We start from the raw sequence: 15,039 nt of genomic DNA on the forward strand, positions 1-15,039 counted from the left end.
ATGTTTTCAGCGCTTTTCGTCGACCGGCCTCGCCTCGCGATCGTCATCGCCATTGTCACGACCATTGCCGGGCTGCTGGCGCTGCTGGCGATCCCGCTGGCGCAATATCCCGACATCGTGCCGCCGCAGGTTTCGGTGACGACGGTCTATCCCGGCGCCAATGGCAAGGTCGTGGACGCTACGGTCGCCCAGCCGATCGAAGCCCAGGTGGTGGGCGTCGACAAGGCGATCTACATGAAGAGCGTCAGCGGCGACGACGGCAGCTATACGCTCACGGTTTCCTTCGAACTGGGCACCAATCCCGATATCAACGCAGTCAATGTGAACAACCGCGTCCAGGTCGCCTTGGCGCAGCTGCCGCCCGAGGTCCAGAAGCAAGGCATTACCGTCAAGAAAAAATCGTCGGCCTTGCTCGGGGTGATCGGCGTCTATTCGCCCAAGGGAAGCAAGAGCCCGCTCTATCTGTCCAATTTCGTCACCATCAACCTGCTCGACCAGATCCGGAGCACGCCCGGCGTCGGCGACGCAACCTTGTGGGGACCGCAGGATTACGCCATGCGGGCCTGGGTCCATACCGACCGCCTGACCGGCCTCGGCCTGACCACAGCCGACGTCATCAACGCCATCCAGTCGCAGAACGTGCAGGCGGCCGTCGGCCGCATCGGCGCGCGCCCGGCGGCCGACGACCAGCAGCTCCAGCTCAACATCCAGACCAAAGGCCGCCTGACCTCGGTCGAAGAATTCGAGAACATCATCATCCGCACCGCCGCCGACGGCTCGATCCTGCGGCTCAAGGACATCGCGCGGCTTGAACTCGGCGCGGCCAATCTCGACCGCGATACTTTTCTGAACGGCTCGCCCGCCTCCGCCATCGCCATCTACCAGACGCCGGGCGCGAATGCGTTGACCACGCTGGACGCGGTGAAGAAGCAGATCGCCGCCCTGGAAAAAACTTTTCCAGACGATGTCGCCTGGAAGGTTACCTATGACCCCACGACTTTCGTCACCGACACCATAGCGGAAGTTAAGAAGACCCTGATCGAGGCCTTCGTCCTCGTTGTTCTGGTTGTCTTCCTCTTCCTCGGCAGCGTGCGCGCCACGCTGATTCCGACCCTCGCCGTGCCGGTCAGCCTGATCGGCAGCTTCATCGCGCTCAAGGCGGTGGGCTATTCGGCCAATACGGTTTCGCTGCTCGCCATCGTGCTGGCCATCGGCATCGTGGTCGACGACGCCATCGTGGTGGTCGAGAACGTCGAGCGCGTGATGGAGGAGGAGCCGGACCTCACGCCCGCCGAGGCGACGAAAAAGGCCATGGCCGAAATCACCGCGCCAATCATCGCCATCACGCTGGTGCTGATGTCGGTCTTCGTTCCGATCGCCTTCATCCCCGGCATTTCCGGCGAGCTGTTCCGGCAATTCGCGGTGACCGTTTCGGTGGCGATGTTCCTGTCGGCCATCAACGCGCTGACCCTGTCGCCCGCGCTCTGCGGCGTGTTGCTGAAACGCCATCATGGACCGCGCCGGGGGATCGTCGGCTGGGTGATGCGCTCGATCGACTGGGTCCGCGACCGCTATGGCGCCGTCGTCGCGCGCCTGGTGCGGGTTTCGGTGATCGGCCTCGCGATGGTCGGAATCGCGAGCGCCGGCGTCTATGCGCTCGCCGCCAAAACGCCCACGGGCTTCCTGCCCGAGGACGACCAGGGCGCCTTCTTCGTCGTCGTGCAGCTCCCCGGCGGCGCTTCACTGAACCGCACCAACGACGTGGTGCGCGAGGTCGAGACGATCCTGAAGGAAGAGGAGGCGATTGCGGATTATACGTCCGTTGTCGGCCTGAATTTCATCGATTCCTATTCCCAGCCCAATTCGGCCTTCGTCGTGGTGACGCTGAAGCCCTTCGAGGAGCGCACGGCGCCTGACGCCACGGCGAATGCGCTCATCAAACGCCTCGGCCAGAAATTCACCGGCGTCGCCGGCGGAACGGTGGTCGCTCTGGCCCCGCCGCCGATCATCGGCCTCGGCACGGGCGGCGGCTTCACTTTTGTCGTCAAGGACATGAAGGGCGCCGATCCCAAGGAGCTGGCGCAGGTCGTGCGCGGTCTGACCATCGCGGCCAATCAGGAGCCAAGGCTCAACCGGGTGTTCAGCACCTATTCGGCGACCAATCCGTCGATCTATCTCGATATCGACCGCGACAAGGCGCAGATCCTCGGCGTCCCGCTCAACAGCGTGTTCCAGTCGCTCCAGGCTTCGCTCGGCGGCTATTTCGTCAACAACATGAACATGTTCGGCCGTACGTGGCAGGTTCAGGTCCAGGCGGAGGCCGAGGACCGCAACGGCGTCGACGACATCTACCGGATCAACGTCCGCTCCAATGACGGCAAGATGATCCCGCTGCGCAGCCTGGCGGAAGTCAAGCTCGTGGTCGGCCCGCCCGCCCTGATCCGCTACAACAACCGGGGCGCGGCGACGGTCCAGGGCGGCCCCGCGGCAGGCGTCTCCTCCGGGCAGGCGCTGGCGGCGATGGACGAAGTGGCGGCCAGGACCCTGCCCGCTGGCTATACCGGAGAATGGACCGATACCGCCTTCCAGGAGAAGCGCGCGGAAGGCAAGACGGCGATCATTCTCGCCTTCGCGATCCTGTTCGCCTATCTGTTCCTCGTCGGCCTCTATGAAAGCTGGACCATCCCCGTGCCGGTCCTGCTCTCGGTAGCGATTGGCGTGTTCGGCTCGTTCCTGTTCATCAAACTGGGCGGGCTCACGCTCGATCTCTACGGCCAGATTGGCATGGTCGTGCTCATCGGCCTCGCGGCGAAAAACGGCATTCTCATCGTCGAATTCGCCAAGGAACAGCGCGAGCGGGGCGTTCCCCTGCTCGAAGCCGCGACCGAGGGCGCGCGGCTGCGTTTCCGCCCGGTGATGATGACCTCGCTCGCCTTCATTCTCGGCCTCTATCCGCTGGTGGTCGCCCATGGCGCTTCCGAACTGGCGCGGAAAAATGTCGGCACGCCGGTGTTCGGCGGCATGATCCTGGCCTCGGTGGTCGGCATTTTCGCCATTCCGCCGCTTTATGTGGCCTTCCAGGGCTTGCGCGAAAAATTCCGCCCCTCGACGCGGCCGAAGGCGGAGCAAGCGAACGCGGGAACGCCCGCGCAAGGATGACGCGGCGGCTTCACGCCGATGTCGTCTTAAGGAACGAAAAACAGAAATTCCGCGGCGCGATCCGATCCGGGCGCGCGTCGGTTTGCAGTGGAGGAACGTCATGAGCGATCTGGTTTTCATTGCCTTCGACAACGAGCAGAAGGCCGAAGAAGTACGCGATCGCATCCTCGGGATGCAGCGCGAATATCTGATCGATATCGGCGACGCGGTGATCGCTGTGCGCGATGACAAGGGCCGCGTGAAGCTCAACCAGCTCGTGAACACGACGGCGGCGGGCGCGGCGTCCGGCGCCTTGTGGGGCACGCTGATCGGCTGGCTGTTCATGATGCCGCTCGCGGGCGCGGCTGTCGGCGCCGCTGGCGGCGCGCTGGGCGGCGCGCTGACGGATGTCGGCATCAATGATTCGGACATGAAGCGCCAGGCGGACGAGGCGCTCAAGCCCGGCATGGCGGGCTTGTTCCTGCTCATCCGCAAGATGACGACCGACAAGGTGCTCGAAGATCTCAAGGGCGCCGGGGGCACCGTGATCAAGACCTCCTTCGACCACGCGCTGGAAGAAAAACTGCGCCAGGCGCTGGACGGCGCGGCGCCGCAGCCGCCGGCGCCGCCCGCTGAAACGCCCGCCGCCTGATTTTTTTTGCGCGCCGCCGTCCTGTGGTGGCGGCGCGCCTTTCGCGCGCGGGGCGGTTGGAATCGGCATGGGCTTGAATTGACCTGCGGTTAAGGCTCAGGTTAACCTATCGTCAGTCTTCGCGTTTTTCAGGCTGCGGCATGCAGCGGCAGAGTTTTTCCCAGTTCGTTTTTTTTGTCGCGTCCGGGTTTGCCGTCGCGGCTTTCGGCGTTTCTCCGGGTTTGGCGGGGGCCTGGACGCCGGAACAGGGCCACGGCGAAGTCATCGTCGCCACCTTTTTCGAACAGGCCAGCGTCGCCTATAATCAGGCCGGCCAGATTACGCCAACCTCGCTCTACCGCAGCGGGCAGGCGACAGCCTATGTCGCATATGGCGTCACCGACTGGCTGGCGGCGATCATTCGTCCGGGCGCGCAAAGCTCTTCGCTCGGCGCTCCCGCCAATCAGAACTATACCGGGCTCGGCGACAGCGAGATTGCGGCGCAGGCGCGCGTCTGGCGCGACGATTCGACTGTGATTTCGGTGCTCGCCGGCGTGCGCGCGCCAACGACTGGCGGCGCGACCAACAGCTGGCTGCAGGGTCCGGACCGGCCGGAATATGATCTCCGTATTCTGCTCGGCCATAATCTGACGCTGGCGGGGCTCTCCGGCTTCGTCGATTTCTCGGCGGGTTATCGCTTCGTCGGCGCGACGGCGCCTAATGAGGGCCATTTCGACGCGAGTTTTGGCCTTTACGCGACCCAAGACCTGCTTGTGCTGGCGCAAAGCTTCAATACGATCTCGGGGCCGTCGGGCAGTCCAAGCACGCCGCAATGGGCGCAGGCCAAGGCGCAGTTCAGCCTCGTCTATCGGCTGAGCGGCGAATGGCGCGTCCAGGGCGGCGGCTTCGTCACGCTGGCGGGTCAAAACGCCTATCGTGAAAACGGCCTGCTGCTGGCGCTCTGGCGCAAGTTTTGATTGGAGCGAAAATGGCAGGTCTCGACGAATTGTTCGAACGCGCCAAAGCGGCGCGGGCGCAGGCCTATGCGCCCTATTCGCGCTTTCCCGTCGGCGCGGCGCTGCGTAGCGCGAGCGGTGCGGTGTTTTCCGGCTGCAATGTGGAAAACGCCGCCTATCCGCTGGGAGTCTGCGCGGAAACCTCGGCCATCTCGGCCATGGTCGCGGCGGGCGAGACGCGGATCATGGAAATTCTCGTGCTCGGACCCGGGCCGGGGCGGATCGCGCCCTGCGGCGCCTGCCGCCAGCGCATCGCGGAATTTGCGCCGAGCGAGGCGTTGATCCATCTCGCCGACGAGACGGGCGCGGCCGAGACGACGTCCGTTTCCGAGCTGCTGCCGCGGGCTTTCGGCCCGGCCTCGCTCGCGCGCGGTTAGGTCGGGATGATCACTCCGCGATCCAGGGCATCAGCCAGGTTTCGGTCAGCGCCTTCGGCCCGGTGCGCAGGAAGGCCCGGATATCCGTGGTCTGGCCCGGTTCGACCTGCACGTCGATCAAGGCGCGGAAGCCGTCTATGCGCGGATTCGGCATGAGGATGGTGCGCAGAATCTTGCCCTGAGAGGTCGTGGCGGACACTTCGACCGAATTGGGATCCTGCATGTAATAGGCAAGGTCGCCGCCAGCGAAATCGACGATGAAGCGGCGCGAGCCGACGTCGACGGCCTCGTTGGAGCCGAGCGCCTTGGGGCTCGTCTTCCAGGTGTTGACCACGCGGCCATTGGGCGAGAGGTCGGCGGCCTCCAGCACGGAGCGGATGCGATAGGAATAAGAGAAGGGCTTGCCGGCCTCGGGGGGCGTTTTCGGCGTCCAGTAGGTCACGATATTGTCGGCTGTCTCGTCCTTGGTCGCCAGTTCGAGCAGCTCGACGCGGCCCTCGCCCCATTCGCCATGCGGCTCGACGAAATAGGTCGGCCGCGTTTCATAGGTGAGGTCGAGGTCCTGGTAATGGTCGAAATTGCGGTCGCGCTGCACGAGGCCGAAGCCGCGGATATTGGTGTCGGCGAAGGTCGTCATGACCTTGACGCGCGGCGCGCGCAGCGGGCGCCAGATCCACTCGCCATTGCCGGAATGCATCAGCAAGCCGTCCGAATCATGCAATTCAGGCCGCCATTCGTCGGGCGTCTTGACGGCGGTATGCTGCTCGTCGGCGTAGAACATGGACGTCAGCGGCGCCATGCCGAATTTCACATTATCGCGGCGCGGATACAGAGTGACGGCGATCTCCATCACGCTCTCGGCGCCGGGATAGAGATCGAAGCGAAAGGCGCCGGTAACCGACGCGCTGTCGAGCAGCGCGAAGATTGTCGCCCGTTCCGGCGTCTGCTCCGACGTCTCGATCCAGAACTCGCGAAACAGCGGAAACTCCTCGTCGTCGCCGCCGGTGTTCACGGACAGGCCGCGCGCCGAAAGGCCATAGCTCTGGCCGCGGCCGAGAAAGCGGAAATAGGACGCCCCGAGGAAGGAGACGACCTCCTCCTGGCTGTGCGGCGCGCCCAGCGGATAATGGAGGCGGAAGCCCGCGAAGCCGAGATTGACCGGCAGGTTCTTGTCGAACTTGTTGCGGCCGTAGTCGAACAGGCCGGCGGAATAGGGGATTGGCGTGGCGATGCCGTCGCGGATCGTGTTCACCACCACCGGACGCTTGAAGCCATAGCCGAGATGGAACAATTGCAGCCGATAGGGGCCGGTCGTGATCGGCGATTTTTCGGCCTTGAAGCGAAGGTCGCGATAGGCGTCGAAATCCAGCTTGTTCAAGGCTTCCGGCAGTTTCGGCGGCATCGCGTCATAGGGTGCGGCGGCCAGATCCCGGGCGCGCTTCACGACATCCTCGAAGGTGAAATGCGGCGCCGGCGGCTGCCCCGTCCCCGGCTGTCCCGAATTCTGCGCCAGCGCGCGCGGCGCCAATGCGGCGGCGCCCGAAACGGCGAGGGCGTTGAGCAGAAAACGGCGGTCGAACTGAGGCATGGGCGAAGGTACCGGAGAGGGCGGCGAGGCAGGTGGGCGAGCGCGCGAGTTTGTGGCGCTGCACAAGGAGTTATCCGCGATTTGCGACCTTCGCAAGGCGCCCCGCGAGAGGGCGCTTAACGCGGTCTTTCGGCTTGGACGCCACAGCGGCCGAAAAAACCCGATATTGCAAATTTTTCACTTGCGTTGGAGTCGCGAATTCATATCTATGTGCTTGCCCAAATCGCACGTGCCTGTGGTCGTGTGTCGGTTGGCGGGACCCCGGACAAGAGGCCGGAGAAACGCCTGAAAATCAAACTGGCAGCCGGAGGCGAACCGGCGAACCCCGTCTGAACGGGGGATCGCGACTTAAAGCAACGACGGACCGGGCTTTTTCGTCTCTGTCGGCCCTCCAAAGGCCGGCTTACCGAAGAGGCTAGTCTTTCTTGCCGGGCGTGCGGAACGGGACTTCCCATTCCAATCGAAGGCCGCTGAAACCTTGGATGGCGTGACGCCTTCCGAGTTTTTCGCGTCCACGGCGCAGCACCCGACCGCCAGGCGGCGCATTTCGCGCAGCCGAACGGTCTCGGACAGCGTTGCATTCCGCTCCTCGCGTCTCCATCGCGCGATTGCGGACGGCTGGCGCTTGTCCTCCCGAAGCCTTGATATTCTGGCGGGAAACCGCCCTTCGATGGGATGCCGCGATGACCGATCGCATTCTTGAATTCCTCCGCACCCGCCGTGAGGCCGGCCAGGATTCCGCGCCTTGCGTCGTCGTCGATCTCGACGTCGTGCGCGACAACTACGCCGCTTTCGCCAAGGCGTTGCCCGACACCCGCGTATTCTATGCCGTCAAGGCCAATCCGGCGCCGGAAGTTCTGGCGGCGCTGGCCGCGCTCGGCTCCTGCTTCGACTGCGCCTCCGTGGTCGAGATCGAGCAGGCGCTCGCCGCCGGCGCGAGCCCGGACCGCATCTCCTTCGGCAATACGATCAAGAAGGAGCGCGACATTCTTCGCGCTTTCGAACTCGGCGTGCGCCTGTTCGCCGTGGATTGCGAAGCCGAGGTCGAGAAACTCGCGCGCGCCGCGCCGGGCGCAAAAGTGTTCTGCCGCATGCTCTGCGACGGGATCGGCGCCGAATGGCCGCTGTCGCGCAAGTTCGGCTGCGCGCCAGCCATGGCGCCGCGCGTGCTCGAACTGGCGCATAGCCTGGGGCTGGAGGCCTATGGCCTGTCCTTCCATGTCGGCTCGCAGCAACGCAATCCGCGCATGTGGAACGCCGCTCTGAAGAGCGCGGCTGGCGTCTTCCGGGAACTGGCCGAACGGGGAATCAATCTCCAGATGGTCAATCTCGGCGGCGGCTTCCCGACCCGCTATCTCAAGCGGGTGTCGCCCGTGCGCGCTTATGGCGACGCCATCTTCACGGCGCTGCGACGCCATTTCGGCAACCAGATCCCGGAGACGATCATCGAGCCGGGTCGCGGCATGGTCGGCAACGCCGGCATGATCGAGGCGGAAGTCGTGCTGATTTCGAAGAAGTCGGACGACGACGAGGTGAAGTGGGTCTATCTCGACATCGGAAAGTTCAACGGGCTCGCCGAAACCATGGACGAGATGATCCGCTATCCGATCCGCACCGAATATGATTCGGACCCGCGAGAGCCGTGCGTGCTGGCCGGCCCGACCTGCGATTCGGTCGACGTGCTCTATGAAAAGGAGCCGTATCTGCTGCCGGTCAGTCTCGAAATCGGCGCGAAAGTGCTGATCGAGGGAACCGGCGCCTATACGACGACCTATTCGGCCGTCGGCTTCAACGGCTTCCCGCCTCTGCAGTCCTATGTGATCTGAGTCCGGTTCACAGTTTCCAAGACCCCGCGCCTTCGAAGTTCCCGCGCCGCCTGTCGCAAGAGAGGCGGCGGCCTCCTCAACCCGCGCCGGCTTCGTTCCGGCCGCGGCTTTTTGCGACCCGAGGAAGGTCAAGCCCAATGAATCAAGTTGCCGCACCGCTCGCCCATGCCGCCGCGCCGCTCGCCCATGCCGCCGCGCCTGGCGAAATCGTCATCCGCGAGGAATCCGCCCGCGACTTTCTCGCCCGCGAGGCGCTGCTCGACCGCGCCTTCGGCCTCGATCGCTGGCGCAAGACCTGCGAGCGCCTGCGCGAAGGCCGCCTGCCGGCGCAGGGGCTGGCGTTCTCCGCGATCCGCGACGGCGTTCTGGTCGGAACCTTGCGGTTCTGGTCAGTGGAGGCCGGAGAGGGTTGCGACGTTTTGCTGCTTGGCCCTATCGCGGTCAGCGCATCGCTGCGCGCGCAGGGGCTGGGCGGAAACATGATCCGCCACGGGTTGGAGCGCGCCCGGAAACTCGGCCACAAGGCCGTCATTCTGGTGGGCGACGCGCCCTATTACCAGCGTTTCGGTTTTGCGCGCGACGGCGCCCTCAATCTCGACCTGCCCGGCCCGGTGGAGCTGGCGCGCTTCCTTGCGCTGGAGCTGCAGCCCGGCGCGCTCGACGGCGCGCAGGGCTTCGTCCGGGCGACGGGCGCTTTCGCGGAGACCGAAGGCGAGCGACGCCTCGCGGCGTAACCTTCTTCAAACTGTCACATCCGCAGTCAAAAAGTGGCGTGGCTTGGGCGGCGCCGCTTGACCCCGCCTGTCGCCTTTGCGAGTAAACCGCAACACTTCACGCCCCAGACTTCACGCCCTTGCAGAACAGGACGAAATCATGACTGACTGGCCCGTTCATGGCCGCATTTCCGGCCCGATCGTGATGATTGGCTTCGGCTCCATCGGCAAAGGCGCGCTGCCGCTGATCGAGCGGCATTTCGAATTCGACCACAAGCGTCTCGTCGTGATCGATCCGACCGACGTGGATCGCGAGATCGCGGAAAGCCGCGGCTATGAATTCATCAAGTCCGGCGTCACCAAGGAAAATTACCGCGACCTGCTTGTCCCGCTTCTGACGCGCGGCGGCGGCCAGGGTTTCTGCGTCAATCTTTCCGTGGATACCTCCTCGCTGGCGATCATGGAGCTGTGCCGCGAAATCGGCGCGCTTTACATCGACACCGTGGTCGAGCCGTGGCTCGGCTTCTATTTCGACAAGAACCTCGGGCCGGAAAAGCGCTCCAACTACGCCCTGCGCGAGTCGGTGCTGGAAGCCCGCCGCAAGAATCCGGGCGGAACCACCGCCATTTCCTGCTGCGGCGCCAATCCGGGCATGGTGTCCTGGTTCGTGAAGCAGGGTCTGGTCAATCTCGCCGCCGATCTCGGCGACACGGTGCCGGAGCCCAAGACCCGCGCCGAATGGGGCGCGCTTGCCCAGCGTCTCGGCGTCAAGGGCGTCCATATCGCCGAACGCGACACCCAGCGCGCCAAGGACCCCAAGCCGCGCGGAACTTTCGTCAACACCTGGTCGGTCGAGGGTTTCGTTTCGGAAGGCATGCAGCCGGCCGAACTCGGCTGGGGCACCCATGAAACCTGGATGCCCGACAATGGCCGCACCCACAAGTTCGGCTGCGGCTCGGCGATCTATCTGTTGCAGCCCGGCGCCAACACCCGCGTGCGCAGCTGGACGCCGACGCCCGGCGCACAATATGGCTTCCTCGTCACGCATAACGAGTCGATCTCGATCTCGGACTATTACACCGTGCGAAACGACAAGGGCGAGGCGGTCTATCGCCCGACCTGCCATTACGCCTATCACCCCGCCGACGACGCCGTGCTGTCGCTGCATGAAATGTTCGGCGCCGGCGGCAAGGTGCAGGAGAAAAACCATATCCTGACCGAGCACGAGATCGTGGACGGCATCGACGAACTGGGCGTGCTGCTGTTCGGCCACGCCAAGGGCGCCTATTGGTATGGCTCGCAGCTCTCGGTGGAAGAGACCCGCGAATTGTGCCCCTACCAGAACGCGACCGGCCTTCAGGTCTCGTCGGCGGTGCTGGCGGGCATGGTCTATGCGCTGGAAAATCCCAACGAAGGCATTCTGGAAGCCGACGAGCTGGACTACAAGCGCTGCCTTGAAATCCAGACGCCCTATCTCGGCCCGGTGGTCGGCGTCTATACCGACTGGACGCCGCTCTCCGGCCGCCCCGGCTTCTTCCCCGAGGACATCGACGAGAGCGATCCCTGGCAGTTCCGCAATATTCTGGTGCGGTGAGCATTCCCCCTTCTTCGGGCGAGGATCGCCGGCGACTATGACGTCTTTTTCGAGGGCGCGATTTCCATCGCGCCCTTCCTGTCTTCCCGGGCAGGACGTTGCGACGCTTCCGTCAATCCGTTTGCCGGCCTGTAACGAGACGCCGCTGGCTACGCGGCCTCATTCCCGGCGAGGAAACCACGGACCAGGGCGATAGTCGCCTGCGGGTTCTCCTCCATGATCCAATGGCCGGACCCTGGTATCACGCCCTCCCGCACGTTGGTGGCTGCCGCCCGCATCACAGTCGCCATCGTCGTCCCGAATGACTTCTCGCCTCCGACGGCCAGCACCGGCATCGCCAGACGCGCGCCAGTGGCAAGCCATGCGCGATTGTCGGCCGCATCCTGGTCGAAGGCTGCGAATTGCGCGAAACCCGAATGCATGGCGCCAGGCAAGGCATAAAGCTGAGCGTAGTGAGTTCGGGCCGCTTCATCGAATTTGGCGGGATCGGCCGAGAACTCGTTCCAGAATCGGTCGAGATAGATGCGTTCGCGGCCTGCGACCAGTCGCTCCATATCAGGGCCGCCGAAGCGAAAATGCCAAAGAAGAGGGTTTTTCAGGATCTCGTCCCAGGGACCGACGCCCGGAACCGGCGCGTCGATCAGCACCAATCGCCGCACTTGTTCAGGATGCTGAGCGGCGAATTGGAAAGCGACCATATTGCCTATGTCATGGGCGACAAGGTCGATCTGAACAACCCCCAGCACCGCCAGCATATCCGCGATGTCGCTCGCCTGGGTCTTCTTATCGAATCCGCCGGGAGGCTTTGAGGACAGGCCCAGGCCGCGAAGGTCGGGGACGATGACGTGATGGTCCCGCATGAGATCGGCCGCCATCGGCATCCACATGTCGCCGGTTTCGCCATAGCCATGCAACAATGCCACCGTCGGACCGTCGCCACCTGTCCTGACATAGAGCGAGACGCCGTTCGCCTGAATATATTGAGTTTGAAAATTAGCCGGCAGGGCAATCGGATCGGTCTTGGTGTGCATCGGCGTCTCCGTGGGGGCGATAAATGCCCGCAACCGTTCCTCGATCGAAAGAGCAAATATAAACTTCCCGTCGACGAAAGCCCATTACATTCACAATCCTCCTGCGCCGTTCCAACTCCCTCCGCCACCTTTTCGCCAGACTTGCGCGCTTGGTGTAAGCGGCGATTCTGGAATTGGTGGAGCGATTCATTGACGGTGATGCGAAACGTTCTGGCTGGGGCGGCGATCCTGCTCCTGGGCCTCGCCGCGCCGGCCTTCGCCCATCCCCATGTCTGGGTCGCAGCCAGGGCGCAGATTCTGTTCGGGCCGGATGGGAAGATCATCGGCTTCCGCCATAGCTGGACTTTTGATGAAATGTATTCCGCCTTCGCCACGCAGGGCCTGGGCAAGGACGGCAAGCCGCCGACGAAGGAAGAGCTCGCGCCGCTGGCCAAGACCAATGTCGAGTCTCTGGCGGAGTTCCAATATTTCACCGCCGCCAAGACCGGCCCCAAAATGTACGAATTCGGGGAGCCGACGGATTACGAGCTGGAGGCCGACGACAAGAAGCTGGTGACCTTGCGCTTCACGCTGCCGCTGAAAGAGCCGGTCTCGGCGAAAAAGCCTTTCACCTTCATGGTCTATGACCCGACCTATTTCGTCGATTTCGCGCTGGAAAAGACCGACCCGATCACGCTGAAGGACGCGCCCGCCGGCTGTTCCCTGACCACGTTGCGCCCCGACCCGCTCGGCGACACGGATTCGAAAAAGCTTAATGAGAGCTTTTTCTCGGGCCTTTCGCCCGGCGCGGATTTCGGCATCAAGCTGGCGACGCGTTCCATCGTGGCCTGTCCATGAAACGGCTCGGACTGCTTCTCGCGGCTCTGGCGCTGTTTTGCGGTGAGGCCGCCGCGCAGATCGCGCGCAATCCCTTCTCGATCGGGGTCAATGAAGGCGCGGTCGGCGAGGTCGGCCGTATCGGGATGTGGCTGCTGACGGAGCAGGCGCGGTTCTATCAGGCTTTGCGGCAGGCGGTGGCGGCGGCGCAAGCCAATCCCGCGGCGGCTTTGTCGCTGGCGGCTGTCGCCTTCGCCTATGGCGTTTTTCACGCTGCGGGTCCGGGGCACGGCAAGGCGGTGATCGCCAGCTATATGCTCGCCAATGAAAAGGCGCTCAGACGCGGCATGATCCTTTCGGCCCTGGCCGCTTTGCTTCAGGCCGTGGTGGCCATCGCCATCGTCGGAATCGCCGCCTTGCTGCTGGGCGCGACCGCGCAGAAAATGACCGCCGCGACTCAAGCGGTCGAGATCGCATCTTTTTTCTGCATCGCCGCGCTGGGGCTCTGGCTGGTCTGGCGCAAGGGCGCCGGTCTCGTCGCGGCCCTGCGCGCGCCGCCGATCCCCATCGCCTCGCGTTTCAGTTGCGACGATGGGGCGCCCGATCCGTCTCATGGCCCAGGTTGCGCGCATTGCGTCGCGCCCGACCCGCGCCTGCTGGGCGAAAATTTCTCCTGGCGTCAGGGCGTGGCGACGGTGGTCGCGGCGGGCTTGCGGCCCTGTTCGGGCGCGCTGCTGGTGTTGGTGTTCGCGGCGGCGCAGCGCGCCTTCCTGATTGGCGTCTGGGCTGTTTTCGCCATGGCGGCGGGCACGGCTTTGACCACGGCGGCGCTCGCGGCCAGCGCCGTGCTGGTCAAGGGCGCGGCGACGAAAATGCTCGGCGCGGGCCGGCGCCGCGCGGAAATCTTCGGCCGGCTGCTGGAAGTCGCGGCGGCGTGCGTGGTTCTCGGCCTTGGCCTGTCGCTTCTCGTCGGCCTGCTGCTCGGCGGCGGCGCCATCTGACGGCGGCCTTCGGGCAAGCGTCAAGCTTCGCGCCTATATTGGCGCCTAGAGTCCGGACCGATTCGCAGGGACTTCGAAGGAGAGCGGCATGCTGGATCTCGCCAAATCCATTTCAGAGACGCGCGCGCGCGACGTCATGACCTCGCCGGTGGTCACGATCGGCCCGGACGACACGGCGCGGGCGGCGGCGGAGGCCATGATACGGCTTCGGATCAGTGGCTTGCCGGTGGTGGACGCGCAGGGGCGGCCGCTCGGCGTCGTCAGTGAGAGTGATTTCTGTTTCGGCGACGACGAGGCCTGCAAGCTGCAGCGCGAGACCTGGCTGAACATCATTTCCGGCGGTCAGGAACTGGCCAGGGATTACCTCGACGCGCTGGCGCGGGATGCGGAAAGCGTCCGCCAGATCATGGCCAGGCCGGCGCTTTGCGTCGACGAAGACGCGCCGATCGCGGATGTGGCCGATCTGATGAGCGCGCATCGCGTCAAGCGCATTCTCGTGCTGCGCGAGGGCGCCGTCGTCGGCGTGGTGACGCGCGCCGATCTGCTGCGTTTTTTCGCCCCGGAAGAACGCGCGCCCGCCAAGCCGGTGACGCCGGAGGCATTCGACGCCGCCCGGCAGGAGGCGGGGCTCAAGCTGCGGCAATTGAAACGAGCCGAAAAGGCGCCGCGGCCCGAGCCGGAAATCCCGGCGGGCGCGGTTAGCGCGACGATGCTGAAAGGCATGGTCAATGAGTTCGAGCGCGCCAAATCGCGCGTGAAGGACGAGGCGCAGCGCCAGGCGGGGGCAAAGCGCGACGAATTGGTGAAAGAACTGCTCGCGGCGCGTTTCAGCGATCAGGAATTCGCCAATCTCATGTCGCTGGCGCGCGAGGCGGCGCGGCGCGGCGAAACCGGCGTCGCGGCTCTGACCTTCCCTGCGGCCTTATGCGCGGACGGCGGCCGCGCGATCAACCTGCCCGACCCCGACTGGCCCGCGAGTCTGCGCGGCAAGGCGGCGGATTTCTTCCTGCGCTGGGACAAGGAATTGCGGCCGCTGGGCTTCGCCCTGTCCGCGCGGATCGCGACCTTCCCGGACGGCTTTCCGGGCGACGCGGAACTGTCACTGGTATGGGGGCGCTGATCCGGCTTTGGCCGCAGCTTCGGGATATTGTGTCTTTTTCAAGAAAAATCTTGCGCTCTCTGGCGGGCGGCGTTGAATAGGCGGAATTCAAGCGCGATCCGACAAGAAGATCGGAACGCGCAATGAGGAGCGCCTGAAATGAACGCCAACGAGCCCGCCGCGGCGCATATGCCCATCAACATGAGCGA

The 15,039-nt window shown here is 64.6% G+C and carries 12 protein-coding genes; 10 read left to right on the forward strand and 2 right to left on the reverse strand.

Annotated features, from left to right (window positions below):
* The 4 genes from QM467_RS08470 to cdd all read left to right on the forward strand — a co-directional run bounded on the left by QM467_RS08470 (position 1) and on the right by cdd (position 5,162).
* Entirely contained in the window at positions 1 to 3,159 is a 3,159-nt protein-coding gene (locus tag QM467_RS08470) for an efflux RND transporter permease subunit (protein WP_283365868.1), read from the forward strand.
* A gap of 100 nt (positions 3,160 to 3,259) precedes the next feature.
* Positions 3,260 to 3,790: a DUF1269 domain-containing protein gene (locus QM467_RS08475; RefSeq protein ID WP_283365869.1), complete on the forward strand. Its 531-nt coding sequence runs from the start codon at positions 3,260 to 3,262 to the stop codon at positions 3,788 to 3,790.
* A 140-nt stretch (positions 3,791 to 3,930) separates the two neighbouring features.
* A complete protein-coding gene (locus QM467_RS08480) occupies positions 3,931 to 4,746 on the forward strand; it encodes a hypothetical protein (RefSeq protein ID WP_283365870.1) in 816 nt (271 codons plus the stop codon).
* Positions 4,747 to 4,757: 11 nt separating this feature from the next.
* Positions 4,758 to 5,162, forward strand: a complete 405-nt coding sequence (cdd, locus tag QM467_RS08485) for a cytidine deaminase (RefSeq protein WP_283365871.1) — start codon at positions 4,758 to 4,760, stop codon at positions 5,160 to 5,162.
* A gap of 10 nt (positions 5,163 to 5,172) precedes the next feature.
* Here cdd and QM467_RS08490 read toward each other — a convergent pair whose 3' ends face one another.
* Positions 5,173 to 6,750, reverse strand: coding sequence for a glucan biosynthesis protein (locus QM467_RS08490; RefSeq protein WP_283365872.1), 1,578 nt, complete (start codon positions 6,748 to 6,750; stop codon positions 5,173 to 5,175).
* A gap of 683 nt (positions 6,751 to 7,433) precedes the next feature.
* Between QM467_RS08490 and QM467_RS08495 the strand changes: the two genes are divergently transcribed.
* The 3 genes from QM467_RS08495 (at position 7,434) to QM467_RS08505 (ending at position 10,883) form a co-directional block, all read left to right on the forward strand.
* Positions 7,434 to 8,576 (forward strand): type III PLP-dependent enzyme, encoded by a 1,143-nt coding sequence (locus tag QM467_RS08495; RefSeq protein ID WP_283365873.1) that lies wholly within the window; start codon positions 7,434 to 7,436, stop codon positions 8,574 to 8,576.
* A gap of 137 nt (positions 8,577 to 8,713) precedes the next feature.
* Positions 8,714 to 9,310 (forward strand): GNAT family N-acetyltransferase, encoded by a 597-nt coding sequence (locus QM467_RS08500; RefSeq protein ID WP_283365874.1) that lies wholly within the window; start codon positions 8,714 to 8,716, stop codon positions 9,308 to 9,310.
* Between the two features lie 139 nt (positions 9,311 to 9,449).
* The gene (locus QM467_RS08505; protein WP_283365875.1) at positions 9,450 to 10,883 is read left to right on the forward strand and encodes a homospermidine synthase; all 1,434 of its coding nucleotides are present in this window, start codon (positions 9,450 to 9,452) and stop codon (positions 10,881 to 10,883) included.
* Between the two features lie 149 nt (positions 10,884 to 11,032).
* Here QM467_RS08505 and QM467_RS08510 read toward each other — a convergent pair whose 3' ends face one another.
* Positions 11,033 to 11,914: an alpha/beta fold hydrolase gene (locus QM467_RS08510; protein WP_283365876.1), complete on the reverse strand. Its 882-nt coding sequence runs from the start codon at positions 11,912 to 11,914 to the stop codon at positions 11,033 to 11,035.
* Positions 11,915 to 12,112: 198 nt separating this feature from the next.
* On the opposite strand from QM467_RS08510, the gene QM467_RS08515 reads away from it, so the two are divergent.
* From QM467_RS08515 to QM467_RS08525, 3 genes are all read left to right on the forward strand, one after another.
* Positions 12,113 to 12,751 (forward strand): DUF1007 family protein, encoded by a 639-nt coding sequence (locus QM467_RS08515; protein WP_283365886.1) that lies wholly within the window; start codon positions 12,113 to 12,115, stop codon positions 12,749 to 12,751.
* Positions 12,748 to 13,731, forward strand: a complete 984-nt coding sequence (locus tag QM467_RS08520) for a nickel/cobalt transporter (protein WP_283365877.1) — start codon at positions 12,748 to 12,750, stop codon at positions 13,729 to 13,731. The genes QM467_RS08515 and QM467_RS08520 overlap by 4 nt, the downstream gene beginning before the upstream one ends.
* Positions 13,732 to 13,819: 88 nt before the next feature.
* Positions 13,820 to 14,851, forward strand: a complete 1,032-nt coding sequence (locus tag QM467_RS08525) for a CBS domain-containing protein (protein ID WP_283365878.1) — start codon at positions 13,820 to 13,822, stop codon at positions 14,849 to 14,851.
* The last annotated feature ends 188 nt before the right edge of the window (positions 14,852 to 15,039 follow it).

Origin of the sequence: Rhodoblastus sp. 17X3 (assembly GCF_030056575.1) — a bacterium.
GTDB lineage: Bacteria > Pseudomonadota > Alphaproteobacteria > Rhizobiales > Beijerinckiaceae > Rhodoblastus.

Bases quoted from the DNA above. Each gene is read 5' to 3' on its own strand.
- QM467_RS08470 (WP_283365868.1), top strand. From the start codon at position 1: ATGTTTTCAGCGCTTTTCGTCGACCGGCCTCGCCTCGCGATCGTCATC.
- QM467_RS08475 (WP_283365869.1), top strand. From the start codon at position 3,260: ATGAGCGATCTGGTTTTCATTGCCTTCGACAACGAGCAGAAGGCCGAA.
- QM467_RS08480 (WP_283365870.1), top strand. From the start codon at position 3,931: ATGCAGCGGCAGAGTTTTTCCCAGTTCGTTTTTTTTGTCGCGTCCGGG.
- cdd (WP_283365871.1), top strand. From the start codon at position 4,758: ATGGCAGGTCTCGACGAATTGTTCGAACGCGCCAAAGCGGCGCGGGCG.
- QM467_RS08490 (WP_283365872.1), bottom strand. From the start codon at position 6,750: ATGCCTCAGTTCGACCGCCGTTTTCTGCTCAACGCCCTCGCCGTTTCG.
- QM467_RS08495 (WP_283365873.1), top strand. From the start codon at position 7,434: ATGACCGATCGCATTCTTGAATTCCTCCGCACCCGCCGTGAGGCCGGC.
- QM467_RS08500 (WP_283365874.1), top strand. From the start codon at position 8,714: ATGAATCAAGTTGCCGCACCGCTCGCCCATGCCGCCGCGCCGCTCGCC.
- QM467_RS08505 (WP_283365875.1), top strand. From the start codon at position 9,450: ATGACTGACTGGCCCGTTCATGGCCGCATTTCCGGCCCGATCGTGATG.
- QM467_RS08510 (WP_283365876.1), bottom strand. From the start codon at position 11,914: ATGCACACCAAGACCGATCCGATTGCCCTGCCGGCTAATTTTCAAACT.
- QM467_RS08515 (WP_283365886.1), top strand. From the start codon at position 12,113: ATGCGAAACGTTCTGGCTGGGGCGGCGATCCTGCTCCTGGGCCTCGCC.
- QM467_RS08520 (WP_283365877.1), top strand. From the start codon at position 12,748: ATGAAACGGCTCGGACTGCTTCTCGCGGCTCTGGCGCTGTTTTGCGGT.
- QM467_RS08525 (WP_283365878.1), top strand. From the start codon at position 13,820: ATGCTGGATCTCGCCAAATCCATTTCAGAGACGCGCGCGCGCGACGTC.